17 protein-coding genes and 1 pseudogene are annotated in these 21,950 nt (G+C 63.1%); 11 read left to right on the top strand and 7 right to left on the bottom strand.

What is annotated here, in order from left to right:
* The 5 genes from QSV46_RS35430 to aepX all read right to left on the bottom strand — a co-directional run.
* A partial coding sequence (locus tag QSV46_RS35430; protein WP_314962681.1) for a hypothetical protein occupies positions 1 to 995 on the bottom strand: 995 nt, incomplete at its 3' end.
* Between the two features lie 641 nt (positions 996 to 1,636).
* Complete coding sequence (locus QSV46_RS35425) at positions 1,637 to 2,038, bottom strand: hypothetical protein (RefSeq protein WP_314962678.1); 402 nt, start codon at positions 2,036 to 2,038, stop codon at positions 1,637 to 1,639.
* A gap of 29 nt (positions 2,039 to 2,067) precedes the next feature.
* On the bottom strand, positions 2,068 to 2,568 hold the full coding sequence (locus QSV46_RS35420) for a glycerophosphodiester phosphodiesterase family protein (RefSeq protein ID WP_314962675.1): 501 nt from the start codon (positions 2,566 to 2,568) through the stop codon (positions 2,068 to 2,070).
* On the bottom strand, positions 2,487 to 2,954 hold the full coding sequence (locus QSV46_RS35415; protein WP_314962673.1) for a hypothetical protein: 468 nt from the start codon (positions 2,952 to 2,954) through the stop codon (positions 2,487 to 2,489). The genes QSV46_RS35420 and QSV46_RS35415 overlap by 82 nt, the downstream gene beginning before the upstream one ends.
* 315 nt (positions 2,955 to 3,269) lie before the next feature.
* Positions 3,270 to 4,199, bottom strand: coding sequence for a phosphoenolpyruvate mutase (gene aepX / locus QSV46_RS35410; protein ID WP_409997250.1), 930 nt, complete (start codon positions 4,197 to 4,199; stop codon positions 3,270 to 3,272).
* A 2,407-nt stretch (positions 4,200 to 6,606) separates the two neighbouring features.
* Here aepX and QSV46_RS35405 point away from each other — a divergent pair.
* From QSV46_RS35405 to QSV46_RS35385, 5 genes and pseudogenes are all read left to right on the top strand, one after another.
* Entirely contained in the window at positions 6,607 to 6,789 is a 183-nt protein-coding gene (locus QSV46_RS35405; protein ID WP_314962671.1) for a hypothetical protein, read from the top strand.
* A gap of 221 nt (positions 6,790 to 7,010) precedes the next feature.
* On the top strand, positions 7,011 to 7,997 hold the full coding sequence (locus tag QSV46_RS35400) for a DUF3991 and toprim domain-containing protein (RefSeq protein WP_314962669.1): 987 nt from the start codon (positions 7,011 to 7,013) through the stop codon (positions 7,995 to 7,997).
* Positions 7,998 to 8,111: 114 nt separating this feature from the next.
* A complete protein-coding gene (locus tag QSV46_RS35395; protein ID WP_314962667.1) occupies positions 8,112 to 8,711 on the top strand; it encodes a DUF1419 domain-containing protein in 600 nt (199 codons plus the stop codon).
* Between the two features lie 11 nt (positions 8,712 to 8,722).
* Positions 8,723 to 9,124, top strand: coding sequence for a DUF3085 domain-containing protein (locus tag QSV46_RS35390; RefSeq protein ID WP_314962688.1), 402 nt, complete (start codon positions 8,723 to 8,725; stop codon positions 9,122 to 9,124).
* A gap of 94 nt (positions 9,125 to 9,218) precedes the next feature.
* Positions 9,219 to 14,364 (top strand): annotated as a pseudogene (locus QSV46_RS35385) (DEAD/DEAH box helicase family protein).
* A 160-nt stretch (positions 14,365 to 14,524) separates the two neighbouring features.
* On the opposite strand, the gene QSV46_RS35380 reads toward QSV46_RS35385, so the two are convergent.
* Positions 14,525 to 15,022, bottom strand: coding sequence for an RES family NAD+ phosphorylase (locus QSV46_RS35380; RefSeq protein WP_314962686.1), 498 nt, complete (start codon positions 15,020 to 15,022; stop codon positions 14,525 to 14,527).
* Positions 15,023 to 15,030: 8 nt separating this feature from the next.
* A complete protein-coding gene (locus QSV46_RS35375; RefSeq protein ID WP_314962664.1) occupies positions 15,031 to 15,381 on the bottom strand; it encodes an MbcA/ParS/Xre antitoxin family protein in 351 nt (116 codons plus the stop codon).
* A 304-nt stretch (positions 15,382 to 15,685) separates the two neighbouring features.
* Here QSV46_RS35375 and QSV46_RS35370 point away from each other — a divergent pair, with 304 nt between their 5' ends.
* From QSV46_RS35370 to QSV46_RS35345, 6 genes are all read left to right on the top strand, one after another.
* The gene (locus QSV46_RS35370) at positions 15,686 to 17,374 is read left to right on the top strand and encodes a ParB N-terminal domain-containing protein (protein ID WP_314962662.1); all 1,689 of its coding nucleotides are present in this window, start codon (positions 15,686 to 15,688) and stop codon (positions 17,372 to 17,374) included.
* 94 nt (positions 17,375 to 17,468) lie between these two features.
* Positions 17,469 to 17,945: a hypothetical protein gene (locus QSV46_RS35365; RefSeq protein WP_314962661.1), complete on the top strand. Its 477-nt coding sequence runs from the start codon at positions 17,469 to 17,471 to the stop codon at positions 17,943 to 17,945.
* A complete protein-coding gene (locus tag QSV46_RS35360) occupies positions 17,942 to 18,829 on the top strand; it encodes a DUF7007 domain-containing protein (RefSeq protein ID WP_314962658.1) in 888 nt (295 codons plus the stop codon). The genes QSV46_RS35365 and QSV46_RS35360 overlap by 4 nt, the downstream gene beginning before the upstream one ends.
* A complete protein-coding gene (locus QSV46_RS35355) occupies positions 18,826 to 19,224 on the top strand; it encodes a hypothetical protein (protein WP_314962655.1) in 399 nt (132 codons plus the stop codon). The genes QSV46_RS35360 and QSV46_RS35355 overlap by 4 nt, the downstream gene beginning before the upstream one ends.
* Before the next feature lie 507 nt (positions 19,225 to 19,731).
* Positions 19,732 to 20,319: a hypothetical protein gene (locus QSV46_RS35350; RefSeq protein WP_314962653.1), complete on the top strand. Its 588-nt coding sequence runs from the start codon at positions 19,732 to 19,734 to the stop codon at positions 20,317 to 20,319.
* 355 nt (positions 20,320 to 20,674) lie between these two features.
* A complete protein-coding gene (locus QSV46_RS35345; protein ID WP_314962650.1) occupies positions 20,675 to 21,601 on the top strand; it encodes an ArdC family protein in 927 nt (308 codons plus the stop codon).
* Positions 21,602 to 21,950: the final 349 nt, after the last annotated feature.

Below are 21,950 nucleotides of genomic sequence, written 5' to 3'. Positions count from 1 at the left end.
CACTCAATCGCAAACGAAGAATCCACAAACAAACGTCCCGTTCCATGACCGCCAAATTCATGGAATCGATCGTCTAGTGCGCAGACCAGGAGATGCGGGGCCCGTTGGCGGCCGTGCTCCCAGCCCATGCCGACGAGACGTCCGAACTCCCCCAAGGATCGATCCACGAAACTCGAGGCAGCCTCGGCAGACGACGATGACCCAGCGACGTCTGGCGGTGTTGAATACAAATCCCCAGGCGACGAGAGTTCCGTGCCTTCTTGCCAAGGCGGCTGCAGACCCGAACTGCTGCCTCCATTTGGAGACACCCCGACGGGCGGTGCCTCGGGATCACTTGGGACTGTGCTGGCACCACTGCCACGACTAGCCCGTTCGGCTTGCCAGGTCAGTTCGCGCAAATGCGTTCCCGCAGCAAGCGCTGGACTAGAACTACCGATGTCGCCAACAAGTTGCCGACCAACGGCACGTTGTGTGAGCCGATCGATTGCATCAATAACAGTGGGCCTTAACGGCGGATCTGCCTCGGCAGAGGTCCCCTCGGCCAGACGACCACGCCAGAGTTCCACAGGCCTACCGGGCTCAGCAAGACGAGCAGCGGCGGAAGTAAAGGCAACATCGACGGCCTCGGCCGCAGCCGAGATTGCTGGCCAGCTCAGATCGAAGCCCCTATCCTGGCCGATAGCACTCAATACCCTCTGTTGTGCTGCGAAGCTAAAGCCGTATTCCACGGAACTGGCCGCCCATCCTCGTCCGGTCAGCAGCGCATCGTGCGAAACAAGCTGGAAGACATGCGCTACGAGGTTTGCGATCTCACGGGTATAGCAGTAAGCTATGTTGGCGTTGGACCGAACCACGGCTTCGTAGGCGCCGACCTTGTGGTGCGACGAGTTCCCAAGGTACGAAAAAGCATTCATGCCGGTGCGCGCGGCAACGCCGAAGGTTGCAAGGGCCGCCGCCAAGCTGGGCAAGAGACGCGACAGCTGGCTCGCGGGCACGCTAGGAGTTCCCGACATCGCGAGGGCCACTGATTGCACCGGCCGCTCTCCGCGAAATCCTCTCCAATAAGCCTCCGTATTTCCCCTCGCCCGCCACATGTGCCTGCCCGTTCGTGCACCCGCGATCAGTCCCATCACGACGTTGACTGCAGCATGTGCTGCCATCGACCTGTCGCTGACCTCCTGTGGATGTTGCGGGGGCTCGAAAAGTACCTGCACCGTCGCCTGACAGAGGCGACCCAAAAAAACCTCGATCCCACCCTGTGCTCCGTTCGCGCCCAATAGCGCGGCCGTCCAACGCCACCATCGGGCGCGGCCAGCAGGGCGAGCATCTTGATGCTCCGTCCGTGCGTCCGTATCAGGTGGCGGTGATACGCTGTCCTGGAGCGGCGGCTCTGCGTGCCCAGCAACCCCCTCTTCGGCGAGTGAGTTTCCAGAGTGCGACGCCTCCGCACTAACAATTTCACGGGCCATCGACAGTTCTTCAGATGTGCTTTCGTGCACTCGTCGCTGGTCATCGGTCAGCGTAGGCGGCCCGCTGGCGTTGTCTCGATCCCACACTCGCATAAGGGTTGGATCGCTTGCGCACCGGCGCGGAGTCATAGCCGCCGCTCCGCAATCCGATACATTTGAAATGGCCGTCATCGCGCAGTCCTCCGCCCGTCCCGCCAAGCTTTCGCCTGCAGTGCCAAAGCATCAAGCAACGGCGCGTACGTTGGCGGGTCGATTTGCGCAAATTCGAACTTCTGACCCAAGACGAGGTGTTGACTCGACGGATTGACGAAGAACAGCGGCGCGCCAAGCAGGAAGTTCTCGAGATTTCGGGATAAGGCAAGTCCAACCAAGTCATTCTCGGCAACCGTCGAAATCATGCCTACGTCGAGCAGCACGGCGGCCATGTCGTGCTGGTCTCCACATGGATGAACGAATGTGCAGATGATGTCGTGAACAATCAGCGTTCGATCCCGAATGAATTCGTCAACATCGTCGAGACCCATTGCATTAGAGTAGTGGCTGAGCCACTTAGAGAAAGTACGTGCCATAACGGTTGTCCACGGCAGTCATTTTCACTTTAACCGTTGCACGTCTCAGGCGTGTGACGTTCCGATGGAATCGTCATGATGATATTCTGCAGGTCTTCCATCTTTTGCGGATTGCCGTTGCGGTCAAGCGCCGGAATTCGTTCATTATTGATGGGATTCCATATCGAGAGGTTCATGTTATTGATTTCCTCGGTAGAAACATCCGAAATCAGGCAATTGTTCGGGTCGCTGGTAACCCGCCCGAGTGTAGGGTCATGCATCATCCAGGCATGGCCGCTCCTATCTGCGCGAAGATCGAGTTCGACACCGTGGAAACCGTGCTTAAGCGCGTTGTCGGCGGCTGAAATGGTGTTTTCGAGAATGCCCTTGGAATTATCGAATAGACCGCGGTGCGGCAGTATTTGCTTCCGATGCGGATCGATGTCGCGGGCCGTGGCCTCGGGGCCGGTCAGGAAGAGATCCTTCCCGTAACCGGAGGTGTCGATTTCGGACTCTGCGTCGGCAAGAGAGCGCCTATCCAGGATTTCCAAGCGGCCTTGTTGCCGGCCGCCAGCCAGTCGGTGATCGTCTTGTTGACGGCGCCATCGACGGGATCGTTCGGATCATTGGAGCCAAATTTTTGGGTTGTCTCGCCACATGCGGGAACCGGTAGAGAGATGGCTTTAGCGCCCGGCTGCACCCGGCCGATTTGGGTTTGCATGGCAGCCTTCGCCTCGTCTCCCGCGATCGCATCGGTGACACTGCCAGCCGCAGCTGAGGTGACAACTATGGTCCCAATCAACCCTAGCCGGGTCAGTTGCTTGCGCCAGCGGCGCATACTGAAAGAGAATACGTTGCGAACGGCGCCGCCAGGCAGATCTGTCACGTTGGCGGCGGTGCCCGAAGAGTTGAGCAGAACCGTCCGTTGCCTTAACATGAGCGCTCCTCCGTCGCTCTCAATGTCGCTTGTGGTTGCTGTTGCGGTGTGGAGTCTAGCAGCTTTCTTGAAGAGGACGACGGATCACCGTCCGCGTTGGCGCCTCTTCAGAGAGAAATGAGCCCCATAGATCTGCAGCATGTTCGGATCAGCCGCGCAAGAGCTGTCGCGCCCGTCTATGGCGCATCCAATTTTGGGAGGGAACGCCTGTGCTTCACTGAAAAATGCGGTGGAGCGTAACAGTAAGGCGGCAGATTGCATGCCGGTGGTCTTTCGAGACCGAGTGTGTTGCGTGTAAATGGGAGGTCATTGCCCTCAGTCAAGAGGATGAAGATAGCGCGCTTCCGCGCGGGCAAGTTCGTCATACCTCAACAGTTCGAAGACCTCATCGAGCGTCGCAATATCGGGCTCGATATCGGCAACGCCTTCTTCAGCAATGATGCGACGGCAGATCTGCCGCATTGCCGCTATCGCAGCTCGCACGGAATGGTTGGCCCAGATCACTGTTGAGATGCGGGCATTACGATACGCAGAGACCGGTGTTCGATAGTATGTCGTTGGCACAATCACGACGGGCAATCGGCTTTGCCAGGTGCGAGTGAAGGAAAGAACCTCGTCCGCGGTGCTCTTTCGCGAGTGAATCAGGATCGCATCCGCACCCGCGTCCGCGTAGGCGTGAGCTCGTAAAATTGCGTCGTCCATTCCATGCCCCGCGATCAACGCCTCGATCCGGGCCACGAGGACCAAGTCTTCCGCGACTGTATCCTTGACTGCCCGCAGGCGGCCTGAGAATTCGTCGATATCGGCGAGGGGATGACGATCGCCAATGAGCGAGTTCATCTTTGGAAAGCAGCTGTCCTCCAGCGCAACGCCCGCAGCGCCTCGCTGACGGAGCTTGCGGGCGAGGAGGCGTGCATTGTTGAAATTCCCGAAGCCACCATCGCCGTCAACCAGAACGGGCAGTTTGGTCGAGTCCACGATCCGCTCGACCGCATCGACAAGTTGGCTCCATGACGCTTCGTTGACATCACGATAGCCGAGAGAGCAAGCAATTGAAAGACCCGACGCCCAGAGACCTTTGAACCCTGCGCGCTCGGCGATCGCAGCGGAGAGGCCGTCATGCGCTTCCATGAGAACGGAGAGTTCAAGATTGGAGCAAACCTGTGCACGCAGCATTTCTGCGGGCGAGGATGCGGTGCATCGATCAGGACCGTTGGCCAGTACAGATTTTGGTTGACGTTTCATGCCGAACACCTCAGGAGCGACGGTTGAGGAGCCCGAGCAGCCCAACCTTCATCCGGCAATCACTCCTCTTTTCTGACATCTAGATCAATTAGCAGGCTTGATAGTTGACGGGCCTTCTTGCCCGTCCGGTCGAGGGCGATGGCCCTCTCTGTGGATCGACGCCACCTAAGTGAAGGTGCGCCAGCAGGGGCGCATTGTCTCGGCGCGGGGATCGTCGCGATCGGTACAGTGATGGCCGGCGCGAAGTCCGGGGCGTGGATGTCGGCCCATCCGCGGATGGCATTCCTGCGCAGGCTCGCGAGGCGGGGTCTGCGCGGCCCTCAAGCTAGTGAATCTCGGACGCCCACGAGGGCATCAAGGCCGCCGCCAAGGTGCTGAACGCCACGTGACAGCGCTGCTGAGTAGAGGTCGTTGAAAAAACGCGCGCAGACTTTTCGGAGGAGCGCGACGTGCTGGGGCGGAAGGAACGGCATCGCGAGATCACGGGCCAAGTTTGCTGGCGGCTTCGCAGGAGGACAGGGTCTCGTCCTACCAGGCGGGCATGACGCTCCAGCATTTGGGCGCTCTCGACCTCTTCGGCAAAATGAGGTTTGGATCAGCAAAATGTAGGGTGTGACCTCTATCCCAAGGACCTCGCCGCCAGTCTGTGAAGCGGCGCTGCGGACCTTTTTCTTGCCAGACGAAGGGCTCCCCCGGCCGCGATCCGCAATTCGATCCAATCACCAGGCTGGCGGCGCCCGTTCCATCCGCTCGGGCCGCTGTTAGGGCCTCGTCGAGCGCCCGGCCATCGCGCAGGTTACAAGACGAAAGCCGCCGAGGTTTTGATTTGTCGTGCTTCGTTAGACGTTTGTGCTGCGTTTTGTTTACGGTGATTTCGTCACATTCGTTGCGATTGTAGTTGCGTGTTCAGATGATGTAAGTGCCACTCGCCGGCGCTTTGGTTTACGTTTTCGGCCACATTCGTAGGAGACGAGTATGCCCACGCGCACTCAAGCGCCAGTACCTCGCACGCTGAGTTCATGCGAGCCGCGAATGACGAGCTAACCAAATTTGAGCGCCGCGAGCGCGGGTTTCGGAGGCAAGACCACGACAGACGGGCCAAAACATCGCAATTGCCGGTGGAATTTTACGACGCCGGAGATTGGCACGTAAGGAAACCAACAAGCGCACTTCATCGAACCTGAGACCGCGCGCTCCCGACGATGAGATGAGCATGCCTTAAGTGCCCGATCCAAAAGGCTCTTGGTTCATATATGTACTCATGATCATCAAGCTGCGATTCCGTGTCTATGCGCGTTCAGGATTTCAGCCGTTCCGGTAAGATGTCGAGATCGTACCGGATTCGAGCTTGACGGGTCTTCTGCCTCCCGAAGTCACGCCTCACAGTCCGATCTCCTAGCAGCGAACTGACATAGGCGCGGACGTAACCGCTGGAGGGCAGATCAGGACAACCATCGATGAGACGAATTGAAATGAATCCTCGAGCGGCATGAAGCTTCTGCAGCCCGTCCAAAAGCGCCTTCTCGCTCCAGTGCCTTCCATTGATGCCAAACGGAGGTCTGTCCGGCGGCTCAAGGCCTCATAGGCCGCGGTGAGCGAGCCGAAGTGATTGACGACCGTATCGGTGGACGGACCATATTTCAGACCATTGATCAGTATCTGCGAGATGCGCCCTTTCCTCGCCTGATTGCCGCAGAGCCCAACTTGGTAAGTGGCACAGAGTCATGAGAACTGCATTTCGGAGCTACGCTGAGTGAGGGGCATTCGTTTTTGCGCGGCGCCGCGTTTTGTCACCGCGGTGTAAGCGTAAGCGGCAGCCGCACTTGCGCGCGACCGTGCTCTATCTCCGGCCGTACGACGGCCTCCGACCGAACCCGCTTGCGGCGGTTTCGGCCCGTGCGGGTTACGATCACTCTGCCAGCTGCGTCCGGGTCATCCTTTCCCGGTCGCAGAAGCCTCGCTCTGCGATGCGCTTCGACGCAGAGGCGGCACTTGACGCGTGGCACGCTGCGTCGATGGCTTGGAGCCGGTAGATTGGGCGCGGACCGAATGTTCGCGAGGACATGTTAAGCGGATACGATGAGATCGCTCGGCCAATAACGCATTTCTCCTCAATGCGACCTGATCCGCAGCGGGGGCCGTCGATCCGACGGCGCGGCGCAATGAACCTGCGGCCGGAAATAGGGACGTGCGTGCGGGCGATGGCCATCTTTGAGCAGGCACGACCCCGCTCTCCACGGATGGCTTTCCTGGTCCTCCGCCCGGCCTTCCACGATCAACCCGCAAGGGGTCGGCTATGCGAGCATGCCGCCGCTGCGCCTTCGGCTGCGCGGTGATCGCGGCCGGTTGAGGACACTGACGGGCGCCATCGAGCGGGGATCGGCCTCGCTCACGATGGAGCCCTCACATGTCGCACGATCTTTCCCTCGCCCAGTCCAACGCCTTCGAGCTCGCCCGTACCCTGATGGTCCCCGTGACGCTCTTTAAGGTCGACGGCTCATATGGAGTGATGCCAACCGAAGAGCTCAGCGACGCTGATGTCGTGATCGTGCACGAATACGATCCACACGAGTTCAGCCCGGCTCACTGAGCCGGGTTTTTTCACTTGTGTGCCGCTTGCGAGCGGGTGGCGGCAAGGGAGGCTGTGCCGCGGCTGGCCGCCGCGGTGCGTCGAATGCCCCGCATAATTCATCAATTGCCAGCCGCGCCCTTGCCGCCTTCGCTCTTCGCGGCAGGGGGCGAGTGGGTCCCGCAAGGTGCGGGAGATATGAAAGCGGGAAAGGTCCGGCGCGGCATCGCTGGGAAGCAGAAATGGACAAGAAGGATATCGAAGAGCTGAAGAATCGTGTGGCGTGCGCCGCCGTGCTCGAGAAGGCCGGATTTGCAATCGATCGGAAGGAGAGCACGCGCAAAGCGCTCAAATATCGCCGCGGCAGCGACATCATCATCGTGATCCATGAGGGAAGGGGCTGGTTCGACGCACTGTCCGACGCCAGAGGCGACGTGTTCTCGCTGGTGGAGCATCTCGACGGCATCGACTTTCCCGAGGTGCTGCAGCGAGTCTGCGACCTGGTCGGCTTTGTGCCAGCGGAGCCCGTCTGGACACGAGAATCCCGCGCACATGATCCCGATCTTGCTGCTGCGGATCGCTGGCGCGCGCGGCGCAAGCCTTGGCGAGGTTCTCTGACCTGGCTTTATCTGTGCGAGGAGCGCGGCATCCCCGAAGCCGTCATCCGCGCTGCGATCCGGCATGGCCGGTTGCGCGAAGGCCCTCACGGCAGCATGTGGGCGGCGCATCTCGACAATGATGGCATGGTCACAGGCTGGGAGGAGCGCGGTCCGCAATGGCGCGGCTTCGCCAGCGGCGGCGGCAAGGTGCTATTCCGTTTCGGGCCGGCAAATGCAACCCGGCTCTGCATCACCGAGGCCGCGATCGACGCCCTGAGCATGGCCGCGATCGAAGACCAGCGGCCGGACAGTCTTTATCTGAGCACCGGCGGCGGCTGGGCGCCGGCAACGCTCGCTGCCATTCGCGCGCTGAGCGCGCGGCCCGGCGCACGGCTCGTCGCGGCGACCGATAACAACCGGCAGGGAGAGGTTTATGCCGACCGTCTCGGGGCCGTCGCACAGGAGGTGGGCTGCGACTATGAGCGGCTGCGGCCCGCGACTGAGGATTGGAATGAACAGCTGCATCCGAGGAGCAAGAGGAAGGAGGATGGGGAGAGAAGGAAACCCGGCTGCCGCATACCCGCCAGCCGCGTCAAGGGTGAAGCTTCGCCCGCGTGCCGCGGCCCTTGACCCGGCCGGTCGGAGAGGCGGCCGCGGAGGAGGGGTCAGGAAGGGCTGAAGACGATGGCGGAATCGGAAGGATGAGCCGCGCTTCAGCCCGACGAGGCTGAAAGGAACGCGCTCATGACCCCCTCTTCGATCCGCAAGGTCTATCAGGGCATCGCCGACCGCCGGCAGATGTTCCGCATGTTCGATCGCCACCCGCAGCGTCCGAATCGTTCACCGGACGATGGCGCTCTCTATTGCGGCGAATGGTTCGAGATCGGCCAGGCCGACCACGACCATATGTTCGAGATCCTGCCGCCGCTCTGGATACGCGCCGATATGTTCGCGATGCGCGAGTTTCTCACCGGCAGCATCTCGAGCGTTTTCTTCGCGCTGAGGATCGACGGCCAACCACGCTGTTTCCACGGCTATTGCGATCTTCGCGACCAGGGCTCGCCGGATCGGATGCGCGCCGCGATTATCGAACGCGAGTCGCGGCCCGTGAAGGTGATGACACGCGAAGAGCGGCTCGAGCACATCTGGTCGAGCACGCATGACGATTATCGCGGCTATGCTGGGGAGCGCTGGGCCGAGCACCTGCGCGGCGAGCGCACGGTGCTGTTCTACGGCGGCCACCGCGGCACCGTGCTGAAGCTGCTCGACCAGCTGACCGACGCGGAAATCGCGGCGAAGCTGCCGGTGCATCTGCGCTACCTGCCTGACACGATCGCGGCGTGAGGGAGATGGTGATGTTCACGTTCCCCATCCCCGCCGTCCGCACGGTCATCGAACGCGGAAAGTCCGACGCCGCCGCCAACGGCGGGTTCCGCAATCCCTATTACGGCCTCAAGCCTGGTGAGGGGGAGAAGCCCGGCCTCTGGCTTGTCGGGGACAACGGCGTCTACATCGTGTCGAACGGCAAGCTCAGCGACGGTGGTCGCCCCCTCGTGGTCTATTCCGAGGAATGCCATCCGGTCGGCAATCCTCCCGACTGGTTCGATTACAAGCGCCGCCATTTCGGCGGCGATGACGGCATCGAGTTCATCGAGGCCGAGCGGCTCATCCCCCTCATTAATCGTGATTTTCGATACACGCATCTGCGGGTGCAGCTGAGCGAGACAGACATCTCGCTGTCGCTCATCGTGCGCTAGCGCCTCCCATCCCCCATCCACCGTGACCATCCGCACCCGCCGAGGCAGCTCGGCGGGACGACGGCACGCACCCTCATCACAAGGAGAAATTCTCATGGCGCAAGACGATCGCCTTACCCTCGACCTCTTCGGCAATACAGCGCTGTCGTCCGGCCTTGGCCTTGGCGCCACCGGTTTCGCCGGCGGCCTCGCCGTCGAGCCGGGCGATGATGACGATCCCGATCCGGCGACCCCGGCCCCGGCCATGCCGATCGCGGCGGTCGCACGCGCGACCTCGCCCACGCATCGCGAGCGCGGCGCGAATTTCCATCTAGCCAGCGACCGGGCGCTCGCGAAGGGCTGGAAGGATCGCGCCCGCGACAATATCGCGACGATCCGGCTCGCTGCCGCCATCGAGGCCGATCAGCGGCCCGCTACGCCTGAGGAGCAGCAGCAGCTGATCCGCTTCACCGGATTCGGCGCGTCCGAGCTCGCGAGCTTCGTGTTCCGACGTCCGGGCGAGGCCGAGTTTCGCAAAGGGTGGGAGGCGATCGGCGAGGACCTGCAGGATGCGATCGGCGATCTCGACCATGCCTCGCTCGCGCGCTGTACCCAGTACGCGCATTTCACGCCGGAGTTCATCGTCCGCGCCATCTGGGCAGGCCTGCAGCGCCTCGGCTGGCGCGGCGGCCGCGTGCTCGAGCCAGGCATCGGCACAGGGCTGTTTCCGGCGCTGATGCCGGAGGGAGTTCGCGAGGCCTCGCACGTCACCGGCATCGAGCTCGATCCGGTCACGGCCCGCATCGTGCGCCTGTTGCAGCCGCGGGCCCGGATCATCGCCGCCGATTTCGCGCGCACGGAGCTACCGGCGAGCTTCGACCTCGCCATCGGCAATCCGCCGTTCTCCGATCGCACCGTGCGCTCGGATCGCGCGTACCGCTCGCTGGGCCTTCGCTTGCATGACTACTTCATTGCGCGATCCATCGACTTGATGAAGCCGGGCGCGCTAGCCGCCTTCGTGACGAGCTCGGGCACGATGGACAAGGCGGATGCGTCGGCGCGCGCGCATATCGCCAAGACCGCTGACCTGATCGCTGCCATCCGGCTGCCCGAGGGCAGCTTCCGCGCCAGCGCCGGCACTGACGTCGTCGTCGACATCCTGTTCTTCCGCAAGCGCAAGATTGGCGATCCGGAGTGCGATCGGTCCTGGCTCGATGTCAATGAAGTCCGGGCGGCGACGAAGGATGAGGGCGCCATCCGCGTGAACCGCTGGTTCGCTGGCCATCCGGAATGTGTGCTCGGTACGCACGCGCTCACCTCCGGTCCCTTCGGCGAGACCTATACATGCCGTCCCCGCGAAGGCGAGGACGTCGATGCAGCACTCACCGCCGCCATCGATCTCCTTCCGGAAGCGATCTATGACGGCGAGCCCGATGTCATTGATGCTGATCTGGAGGAGGCCGGCGATCAGGCCGCCGATCTGCCATCCGATCGGCATGTGCGCGAGGGCAGCTATTTCTTCGACAAGACCCACGGCCTGATGCAGGTCCTTGACGGCCAGTCCGTCACGGTGAGGGTGCGCAAAGGCCGCAGCGCCGACGGTGTCCCGGAAAAGCACCTGCGGATCATCAGGAAGCTGATCCCGATCCGCGACGCCGTGCGAGAAGTGCTGAAGGCGCAGGAGCTCGACCAGCCCTGGAAGGAGGCCCAGGTCAGGCTGCGCATCGCCTGGTCGAGCTTCGTTCGTGACTTCGGCCCCGTCAACTTCACCACGATCTCCATGACGGAAGATGAGGAAACCGGCGAGGTGCGCGAAACGCATCGCCGTTCCAACATTTTGCCGTTCCTCGACGATCCCGATTGCTGGCTGGTCGCCTCGATCGAGGACTACGAGCTCGAGACCAATACCGCGAAGCCCGGCCCGATCTTCACCGAACGGGTGATCTCGCCGCCAGCGGCGCCGGTGATCACCAGCGCGGCCGACGCGCTCGCCGTCGTGCTCAACGAACGCGGGCGTGTCGACATCGACCACATCGCCGAACTCCTGCATCGTGGCGCACCGGACGTCGTCGCCGAACTCGGCAGCGCCATCTTTCGCGATCCGGCGGACGGATCGTGGCAGACGGCCGACGCTTATCTGTCGGGCCATGTCCGCGACAAGCTGAAAGCGGCGGAGGCGGCGACCGCGCTCGATGCTTCCTATGAGCGCAACGTTACGGCGCTGCAGGGTGTGCAGCCTGTTGATTTGCGCCCCTCCGATATCACCGCGCGGCTCGGCGCGCCCTGGATTCCGGCCGCCGATATCGTCGCCTTCGTCAAGAAGATGATGGATGCCGACATCAAGATCCATCACATGCCCGAACTGGCCTCCTGGACGGTGGAAGCCCGCCAGCTCGCATGGATGGCGGCCGGCACGTCGGAATGGGGGACGGATCGCCGGCATGCCGGGGAGCTGCTCGCCGATGCGCTGAACAGCCGCGTCCCGCAGATTTTTGACATCATCAAGGAGGAGATGAGCGAACGCCGGGTACTCAATGTCGTCGACACCGAGGCCGCGAAGACGAAGCTGCAAAAGATCAAGGACGTCTTCCAGCGCTGGATTTGGTCCGATCCCGATCGTACCGACCGGCTGGCGCGGGTCTACAACGACCGCTTCAACAACATCGCGCCCAGAGCCTTCGACGGCTCCCATCTGAAGCTCCCGGGCGCCTCTGCCGCCTTTACTCTTTATCGTCATCAGAAGCGCGGCATCTGGCGCATCGTCTCGGCCGGCTCGACCTATCTCGCGCATGCCGTCGGCGCCGGCAAGACCATGACCATGGCGGCCGCCATCATGGAGCAGCGCAGGCTCGGCCTGATCGCCAAGGCGATGCTGGTCGTGCCCGGCCATTGCCTGGCTCAGGCCGCGCGCGAGTTCCTGGCGCTCTATCCGAACGCGCGCATTCTCGTGGCCGACGAGACCAATTTTACCAAGGACAAGCGGCAGCGTTTCCTGTCGCGTGCCGCGACGGCGACATGGGACGCGATCATCATCACACATTCGGCGTTCCGGTTCATTGCCGTCCCCTCGGCGTTCGAGCAGCGGATGATCCAGGACGAGCTGGAGCTCTACGAAACCTTGCTGACCAGGGTCGAGAGCGACGACCGCGTCTCGCGCAAGCGGCTCGAACGGCTCAAGGAACGCCTGAAGGAGCGGCTGGAGTCGCTGTCGACCCGCAAGGACGATCTTCTGACCATCTCCGAGATCGGCGTTGACCAGATCATCGTCGACTAGGCGCAGGAGTTCCGGAAGCTCAGCTTCGCGACCAATATGAGCACCTTGAAGGGTGTCGATCCGAACGGCTCGCAACGCGCCTGGGACCTTTATGTGAAGTCGCGTTTCATCGAGACCAAGAACCCTGGCCGGGCGCTGGTGCTCGCCTCCGGCACGCCGATCACCAACACGCTCGGCGAGATGTTCTCGGTGCAGCGCTATCTTGGCTACGCGGCACTTCTCGAGCGCGGCCTGCACGAGTTCGACGCTTGGGCCTCGACCTTCGGCGACGTCTCGACCGAGCTCGAGCTCCAGCCCTCCGGCAAATACAAGCCGGTCACCCGCTTCGCCACCTTCGTCAATGTGCCCGAGCTGATCGCGATGTTCCGCTCCTTCGCCGACGTGGTGACGCCGGAAGACCTGCGTCAATATGTGAGGGTGCCGTCACTCTCGACCGGCAGGCGCCAGATCCTGACGTCCAAGCCGACGGCAGCCTTCAGGCGCTATCAGGTCCTGCTCGACGAGCGCATCAAGGCGATCGAGATGCGTGATCGGCCGCCGAAGCCCGGCGATGACATTCTGCTCTCCGTCATCACCGACGGTCGCCACGCGGCGATCGATTTGCGTCTGGTCGATTCGGACAATGTCTCCGAGCCGGAGAACAAGCTCAACAATCTCATCTCGAACGCCTTCCGCATCTGGGAGGAGACCGCGGAAAACACCTATGTGCGCTCGGACGGCAAGTCGTTCGAGCGTCCCGGGGCCGCGCAGATGATCTTTTCCGATCTCGGCACGATCAGCGTCGAGAAGAGCCGCGGCTTCTCCGCCTATCGCTGGATTCGGGACGAGTTCATCCGCATGGGCGTGCCCGCATCGGAAATCGCCTTCATGCAGGACTACAAGAAGTCCGAAGCGAAGCTGCCTGTTCGGCGATGTGCGCGCCGGTAAGGTTCGCTTCCTGATCGGCTCCTCCGACACGATGGGAACCGGGGTCAATGCGCAGTTGCGCCTCAAGGCGCTGCATCACCTCGATGTGTCCCCTGGTTGCCGTCGCAGATCGAGCAGCGCGAGGGCCGTATCGTGCGCCAGGGCAACCAGCACGACGAGGTTTTTCGCCTATGCGACCGAGGGCTCGCTCGACGCGACGATGTGGCAGAACAACGAGCGCAAGGCCCGCTTCATCGCGGCCGCGCTCTCGGGCGACACTTCGATCCGGCGGCTCGAGGACCTGGGCGAGGGGCAGGCGAACCAGTTCGCCATCGCGAAAGCGATCGCCTCGGGCGACCCGCGCCTGATGCAGAAGGCGGGGTTAGAGGCCGATATCGCACGGCTGGAGCGTTTGCGCGCCGCTCATGTCGATGATCAGCATGCCGTGCGCCGCCAGATCCGCGATGCCGAGCGCGAAATCGAATACGCGACACGGCGCATCGCGGAGATCGGACAGGACATCGGTCGGCTTGTGCCGACCGCGGGCGATGCCTTTGCGATGAGCGTGCAAGGCAAGCGCTATGCCGAGCGCAAGGAGGCAGGCCGCGCGCTGATGAGGGAGATTCTGTCTCTCGTCCAACTTCAGCAGGAAGGCGAAACCGTGATCGCTTCGATCGGCGGCTTCGACCTCGAATATACGGGCGAGCGTCTCGGTCGCGACGGCTATCGCTACACCACGATGCTGTTGCGGACCGCCGCCGAATACGAAATCGATCTGTCGGTCACGGTAACGCCGATCGGCGCGGTCTCCCGCCTCGAGCATGCGCTAGGTGATTTCGAGGGGGAGCGGGAGCGCTTTCGTCAGTGTCTTGCCGATGGACGCCGGCGCCTTGGGGCCTATCAGGCACGCGAAGGCGGCGACTTCGCCTTCGCCGACGAGCTTGCCGAGAAGCGTCGGCAACTGGCGGAGGAAACCGCCGAAGCGGCGTCTTCTGCCGGTTCCTTCAAGCTCCGCATCGCGGCATCGACAATGTCCATGTCGTCACCGACATGGATGCCTTCGCCCCCATCGTCCGGATAATACCCCGGCAGTTCGACCGTCATGCTCTTGCTCTTGTAGGTGACGATGAACGGGCGAAGGCCGCGGCGCGGCGTCTCTCCGGAGATTGGAGAAACCATCGTGTCCGGCAGGTCCGTCTTCGATACGGCCATGGTCATTTCTTCTGGGACGGTATGATCCGCTAGCGCGAGAGGCGGTTCTCGTCGTCGATCAGCACCAGCCGGGCCGGGGCCTCCGCGCCCCATCGCCACAGCACGAGGTTCAAATCCTCCGCGGTCGCGCCCGGCGCGAAGCTTCGCACCAGCAACGCATCATAGCGTGCGTTAATGAGTCGGCGGACGAAGGCTTGCGTCTTTGCCTCTCCGGTCGCCTTCATCTGGTCGCGCCATGTCGTATCCGCGAGCGCGGCGGCGTCCATGTCATACTTCAACAGTTCGCTGTCGTCGCGGCTATCGAACACGTGCTCAATGTCGGCATTATATGACACGAGCGTCGTCGGTTGCAGGTTGCCGACTTGGTTGGCTTCTCGCAATGCCGTCATGATCGACAGGGACGTGTAGAGCGCCGGCATGCCCTTTGGATTGAAGCGACCGCCGTAAAGCTCCGCACCCCGGCCCGACAACGGTTCACGCGCATAGATCGGGTTCAGTGCCCGGTAGAGCTTCCCCTCAAACCGGATCGCCACGGTCAAGCGTGAACGCCGGCATCGACTGCGTCGATATAGTCGAGCACCTCATCGGCACGCCCGCTGCGTACGAGCTGCATGGCTGTCTGGCCAGAAAATCCCGGCAGCGGCTCCGAGCGATACCAGGCATAGGCCATCAGCGCCGAACCGAAGCGCGGCTCGACCTTGTTGATGACCTCGATCATCGCGCGCAGCCGCCGTTGCGTCCGGTCGGATCGCACCCGCTCCTTCCGCTGCACCGCGTCCCGGCCGAGCCCGGCCGTGCGGGCGACCTCTTCGCTGGTGGTGCGCAGCGCCTCGGCGATCTTGCTCGGGGCGAAAAACCCGTCATCCGCAAATTGAGACAGGCCCATGGTCGACCTCCATCACACATTATGACCCAATATAGCGTCAGAATGAGAGGATTCAAGAGGGGAAAGGCGGGGAGAAAGGCCCGCTCGCGGAGCGGGCGGGCCGCCGGCGCTGCCGCTCAACCGCCGCCTGCGCGATCCCGGCCCCTCGTCCTACGCAGGGCTTTGGCCCTGCTGGTCCTGCAGGGCCGGGATGCTCGGCCGCAGTTGCACCGGCCCGCTCGCTCCGCAGGTCCAGGGGATGTCTTCGGAAAGAAGACGAGAAAGGCCGGCCGAGCCGGTCCGCAATCCCAAAAGGAGCATTTCCATGCATCTCATGAAGGTCGATCCGCGCGCGTTGAAGGAGAACCCCGACCGTCTGCGCCAGACCAAATCCACCCCGCAGGCCGACGCGCTGCTGCTGGCCACGATCAAGGCCGTCGGCATCGTGCAGCCGCCCCTCATCACGCCGGAAAGCGGCGGCGGCAATGGCTTCGTCATCAATGCCGGGCATCGCCGCGTGAAGCAGGCGATTGCGGCGGGCCTCAACGAGATCGACGTGCTCGTTGACGAGCCGGCCAACGACAACGGCGCGATGCGTTCGATGGTCGAGAGCATCGCCTTCGAACCGCTGAATCCCGTCGATTCTTGGCGTGCGGTCGAACGCCTTATCGCCCTCGGCTGGACCGAGGAGGCGGTCGGGGTGGCGCTCGCCCTGCCGGTCCGGCAGATCAGGAAGTTGCGCCTGCTCGCCAACGTCCTGCCGGCCATGCTCGACCGCATGGCCAAGGGCGACATGCCGAACGAGCAGCAGCTGCGCACCATTGCCGCCGCCTCGCTCGACGAGCAGAAGGAGGTCTGGAAGAAGCATAAGCCGTCGAAGGCGGACCCGCAGGTGTCTTGGTTGAGTGTTGCCCAGGGCCTCCAGAAGACGCGCACGTATGCCCGCCACGCCTGCTTCGGCGACGATCTCGCGCAGGCTTACGGAATCCAGTGGGTCGAGGATCTGTTTGCTCCGGCCGACGAGGACAGCCGCTACACCACGAATGTCGAGGCCTTTCTCGGCGCGCAGCATGAGTGGATGGCGAACAATCTGCCGAAGAAGGGCATCATCGCTGAGACCACGAACTGGGGCGAGGTGAAGCTGCCGCCGAAGGCCGAACGGATCCACGGCAAGCCGACGAAGTCCGATTGCACCGCTCTATATCTCGACCGCGAGGGCCGCGTGCAGACGACGCATTACCGTATGCCCGAAGCGAAGAAGCCGAAGGGCAAGGCCGCATCCGGTTCGGAGAGCGAACCGGACGACATCGGCGCGATGTCGAAACCCCGCCCCGATGTGACGCGGAGGGGCGTCGAGATGATCGGCGATTACCGCACTGATGCGCTGCGCGAAGCGCTCGACCGTGCACCGATCGAGGACGACATGCTGATGGCGCTGCTGATCCTCGCCTTCGCCGGCCAGAACGTCTCGGTCACGACGGGAAACGGCGGTTTCCACCACGGCCATAGCCGCCTGGCGAAGCACACGGCGGTGCTGTTCGACGGCGACGGCAAGCTCGCCTTTGACATCGACACGTTGCGCGTTGCAGCGCGCGCCATGCTCATCGACGTGTTCTCGTGCCGGGAAAACGCCACCAACAGCGGCATCGTCGCCCGTATCGCCGGTACGATGATCGGCGCCGACGAGTTCCTGCCCAACATGGGCACCGAGGACTTTCTCTCGTGCCTGTCGCGCCCCGCGCTCGAGGCGTCGTGCAAGGACACGCCGGTCCTGCCGCGCCAGCGCGCGAAGGACACCCGCGCCGCGCTCGCCGAGCACTTCAAGGACGGACGATTCGTCCACTCCGTCGCGCTCTTCGCACCGGACCCGACGAAGCTTTCCGGATGGCTGGCGTCCAGCACGAAGGCAGCCGATGCCGCCGAGGACCCGGATGACGTCGATGACGAACTTGATCGCATCGCCGATGACCCGACCGAGGAAGACGTCGGGCCGTTCAGGGAAGCGGCTGAATAACAGCTGCCCCCTTTTCTTCTTCCGAACGATCTGCCGCCGCCGGCCATGCCGGCGGCGGTTCTGTTTCCACGCTTGCGCAAACATGGAGGACAAAATGTCCGCGCACAGGATTTTCGACAACGCACCCATCGGCTCGATCGTCGCCTGGTCGGACGGCACGCCGCGGCCGCCGACTCGCTTCACGAAGAAGCTCGCGGCCTGGCAGACCAGCAACAGTCGGGGCCGACTGATCCGGAAGCAGGGTGAGCGAGGTGTCGGCAACATCTCACTCTCGGCGTCTTTCACACTGCACGAGGCAGATTTTGGCGCCGGCGGTGTCACCGCGATCCGCGTGCATCGGACGTTTTCGCTGGATTCGAAGCTCGACTTCACCGTTGTCGAACGTCCGGCCATCGGGTCGGTCGGCGTGTTCGACCGTGCTGATGACGGCGCCGAGCTCGTCTATCTCGCGACCAACGAGGCCGACGCGACGGAGTGGCTGACGCGCCATGGCTATCCAAACGCTGTGCGCGAAGAGGTGACGGCCGACGAGGTCGGGGCAGACACTATCGAGGGGAGGACTGAGGCATGAAACCGTCTTTTCTCGCTTGCATAGACAGCGATGCCCCCGGATTTCCGGGGGTTTCTTTTGGACGCAGCGCTGACGGTCTTCTCGTCGCGCTCGTGGGCGACACGGCCTTCGCGATGGCGCCCGCCCGCGATGGCCGGCATAATCTCGTCACGGCGTGGCGCATCTCCCGCCCCATGGGCGAATGGACGCGCGGCGATTTCTGCGGCCATTCCGGCGTACTTGCCGATGAAGCGGCATTCCGTGCCCGCGTTCTCGAAAGCGCCGAGCATCAGCGCGAGCGCAAGATGCTTGGCCGCGTCGAAGTGCCTTCGCACGCCCACACGCCGTGGGGCGCGTCGCAGGGTGCGACCGTCTATGCCGAAGGTGTCACGACGCATTCCACGGCTGGCCACGGTGGCTTCAAACTCTCGGCCGAGCGAAACCGCAAGGTCCATCCCATGCTGCGATCGAAGGGCGGTTGGTATGAGGAAGATGCCGAATGGACGATCGTCGCGATCACCTTTCCGCATCTGTTCACCGCGTTCGAACGCCGCGGCGCCGAGCGCACGATCAAGAATTCATGGCCGGACGCCTGGGAGACGATCTTCGGCACCCTGCTCGCACCGGGAGAGTCCTACGAGAAGGATCGTCGCACTTTCCAGCAAACGCATGCCAGCGACTGGATCGTCATCTCGGCGATCACATCCAGTCACAGCAAAGGATTCGTGGAGTGCGTTGCAACGCCCGGCGGCAGGCGCGGTGCTGGAACGGAGGAGCGGCGCTTCCTCGTTCCATCCGCCGAATATGAGGCCGGTCGCTTTGGCTTCGTGATCAACCCGAACCGGCACCAGGTCTATGGCGGACCGTCGGAGTTCGTCGGCTGGCAGGCCGGGAGGGTAACATGAGCCGATGCCCGGATCACATGGTGCTCCTGCATCGCATGCACGAGGCGCGGCGGCAGATTCAGCGCCAGCTCGACTTGATCGATCGCCAGATCACGCGGCGGATGACGGCGCTGATCCCGCAGCTGAAGCCAAAATGCGCCGGTTATCGGCGGGGCAGGGCGCCGGAACCGAGTGCCTTCCTCGAGCGGTATCGCTCGCATCTTGCGGCAATCACGGCGGAACGCCAGCCGGAGATCGACGCATTGTCCCGCAAGCTCGTCCGGCAGGATACGGCCATCGCGGCGTGCTGCCTTCGCAACGGGCTTCCATCCGATCAGCTCGATCCGCGCGGCTCGTGCAATCGGCCCGGCCTTGCTGTGCGGTCGCGCAGCCATGGGGAGCGGCACCATGGATGACAACGCGCGGCATTCGAGCGTCTCCGCATCGCCACGATCGATGCCGGCCAGTCGTGCGGCGTCGCGAACTTCATCTCGACCTTGTGGAACGCCGACAGCCTCGGCGGATTCGACTTGTCCTATATCGACGCTGCCGATCGCGATATCTGAAGCGATGCGTGAGTTCGCGACAGGTCATGGCGATCCTTGCCGCCCGGCTTTCTCTTCATCGTTACCGGTCCGCCGGATCTCCCCTCGGGTTTGTCGCGCTCGTAAACCGGCGGCCGGGCGCTTCAAGGCCGCTATCGCGCCGCGTTGCGGCCGGGACCGCCGATCTCGGCAAAGCGGGTCCGCGTCCCGCGCGAGGGCTCAAAGCCCTGCTTGTCCGCAAACCCGCTCCGCTCGATCGGCAGCCCCGGACCCTGAAGCGCCCGTCTTTCCGCCGGTTTTTTTCGATCGCACCCGAAGGGAGGACCGGCCGGAGCCGGCCCAAGCCTTCAGGGAGAAACCGAAGGAAAGGATGTTCCCATGACCAAGACCGCTCGCGCTCCCCGCCAGCCCGCCAAGGTCGTCCAACTCCGCAAGGGCACCACCCTCGAAATGGTCAGGCTCGCCTGCCCCGACGCCGCCCAGGCAACCCTCATCTCCGAGAGCTTTGGCCTTCCCGTTCTCGATAGCGACGGCATCCGCGATCTCCATGAGCGCCTGATCGTCGAGACGGCCGCGAGCCTCAGCGAAGGCCTTGGCGAGCGCGCGATGCAGATCCATCTGCAGCGGATCGTCGGCGCCTATGTCGGTTCCGCCCACGGCGCGGGCCAATTCTATAGCCGCGCGGTGACGGAAGCCCGTGACGCTACGGCGAAGGCCGCCAACGACGCTCGCGACGAGGACCTCGATGGTCCGGTCGGCTTCAACGGCACCGCGCAGCGCAAGCGCGAGTTCGCCGCCGACATGGCCCTTCAGTCACACGCACTCCGCATGGCAGCCGAAGGCGCGATCGCAGCCTACGAGCAGGTCGTCGGCGAGCACTGGAAGCCGTTCGAGCGTCCGATCGAGAATCCGGGCAACGCCGTCGATCGCAAGGCGGCCGCGCTCCAGATGGAAGCTCTCGGCTGACTAGCATCGGGCGAGGCTTCGGCCTCGCCCCTCTTTCTATCGCTGCATCTTTAGGGCCGGTCCCGTATGGGTCCGGCCCTTTGTTATGTCTCCGCCGTCGCCATGCGGCGCGCGTTCGCCGAACGTCCAGATCGTGATGCTCGAAAGAGAAAGGCGAACGGCGAGCGAAGGAGAGCAGGCCGCACCCACGGGCCGTCCCGGCTGTCGGTCCTGCCAGGGCCGGAGGTCGGCGCAGCGGCTTCGCCGCCCTCCACTTCGTTACGGCCAGGGGTGCGCCGTCCTCCTGAATTCCCCGGCAACGGACCGCCGTGACGGGCCGCGATGGGCGCGGCCTTCGAAACGGAGATTCAGGAAAATGAGTGGGAAGAAAGAAGGCGGGCGCGCCGACATCTATGCGCTAATCACAGAACGCATCGTCGCCGATCTGGAGAAAGGCGTGCGGCCTTGGGTGCAGCCCTGGAGCTCCGGCAATGCGAACGGCCGGATCACCCGACCGCTGCGCCACAATGGCGAACCATACACTGGCATGAATGTGCTGCTGTTGTGGTCGGAAGGGTTGGCGCGTGGTTTCACGTCCCCGATCTGGATGACCTTCAGGCAGTCGATCGAGCTCGGAGGCCATGTCCGCAAGGGCGAGTCGGGATCAACTGTCATCTATGCGAGCCGGTTTATCAAGACCGAGACGGATGAGCAGGGCGGTGAAGTCGAGCGTGATATTCCGTTTCTCAAAGCCTACAGCGCGTTCAACGTCGAGCAGATCACAGGTTTGCCCGAACACTTTTATCACCGGCCGACGCCGATCCTCGATCCCGTCGAGCGGATCGAGCACGCCGATCGTTTCTTCGCCAACACCGGCTCCGTAATCCGGCATGGCGGCTCGAAGGCGTTCTATTCGCCATCGAGCGATCACATTCAAATGCCAATCTTCGAGAGCTTCCGTGATGCCGCGTCATATGTGGCGGTGCTGAGCCATGAACACATTCATTGGACGGCGGATTCCCGTCGCGTCGGCCGCGATCTCAGCCGCTACGCGAAGGACCGAAGTGAGCGAGCGCGGGAAGAACTTTTAGCCGAAATTGGCTCCGCCCTGGTTTGCGCCGATCTCGGCATCGTCCCTGAGCTGGAGCCGAGACCGGATCATGCGGCCTATGTGGCAAGTTGGGTCGCCGTTCTTTCCAACGACCGTCGCGCAATCTTCTCGGCAGCCGCCCATGCGCAGCGTGCTGTTGCGTATCTCCACGGCCTTCAGCCGCAGGCCGAAAGCGACCAGGAGGCTGCCTGATGTTTCATGCTCCGTGCATGCGAGGGGTGGGCCTCGTGCCCTTCCCGATCGCTCTGTGCGCGATTGACCTCCACGCGGTCGTGCGTTCCACCATGCTTGTGGCCCTTTGCACATGGCGTCTTTGTAGGTCGCAAGCCACGCTCGAAAAGAGAGAAGACGCCGCCTTGCGGCGGAAGCGCTGGACGTATTCGTTCGCGATTGCGTTTGTGGCCAGATCGCTTGTCTTCGCCTCCGCAGATGATCGATGGCATGGATCTGTTGTGGCGAGGTTGCATCCGCGCGACAAGCACGTCTGCTGGCTCGTTGGCGATCTTCGGCAGCGACCTCGACAGATGCGCCGTGACTGCTG

The sequence above is a fragment of the Bradyrhizobium cosmicum genome, assembly GCF_032290525.1.
Lineage (GTDB): Bacteria > Pseudomonadota > Alphaproteobacteria > Rhizobiales > Xanthobacteraceae > Bradyrhizobium > Bradyrhizobium cosmicum_A.
This window is presented reverse-complemented; position numbering and strand designations above follow the sequence as displayed.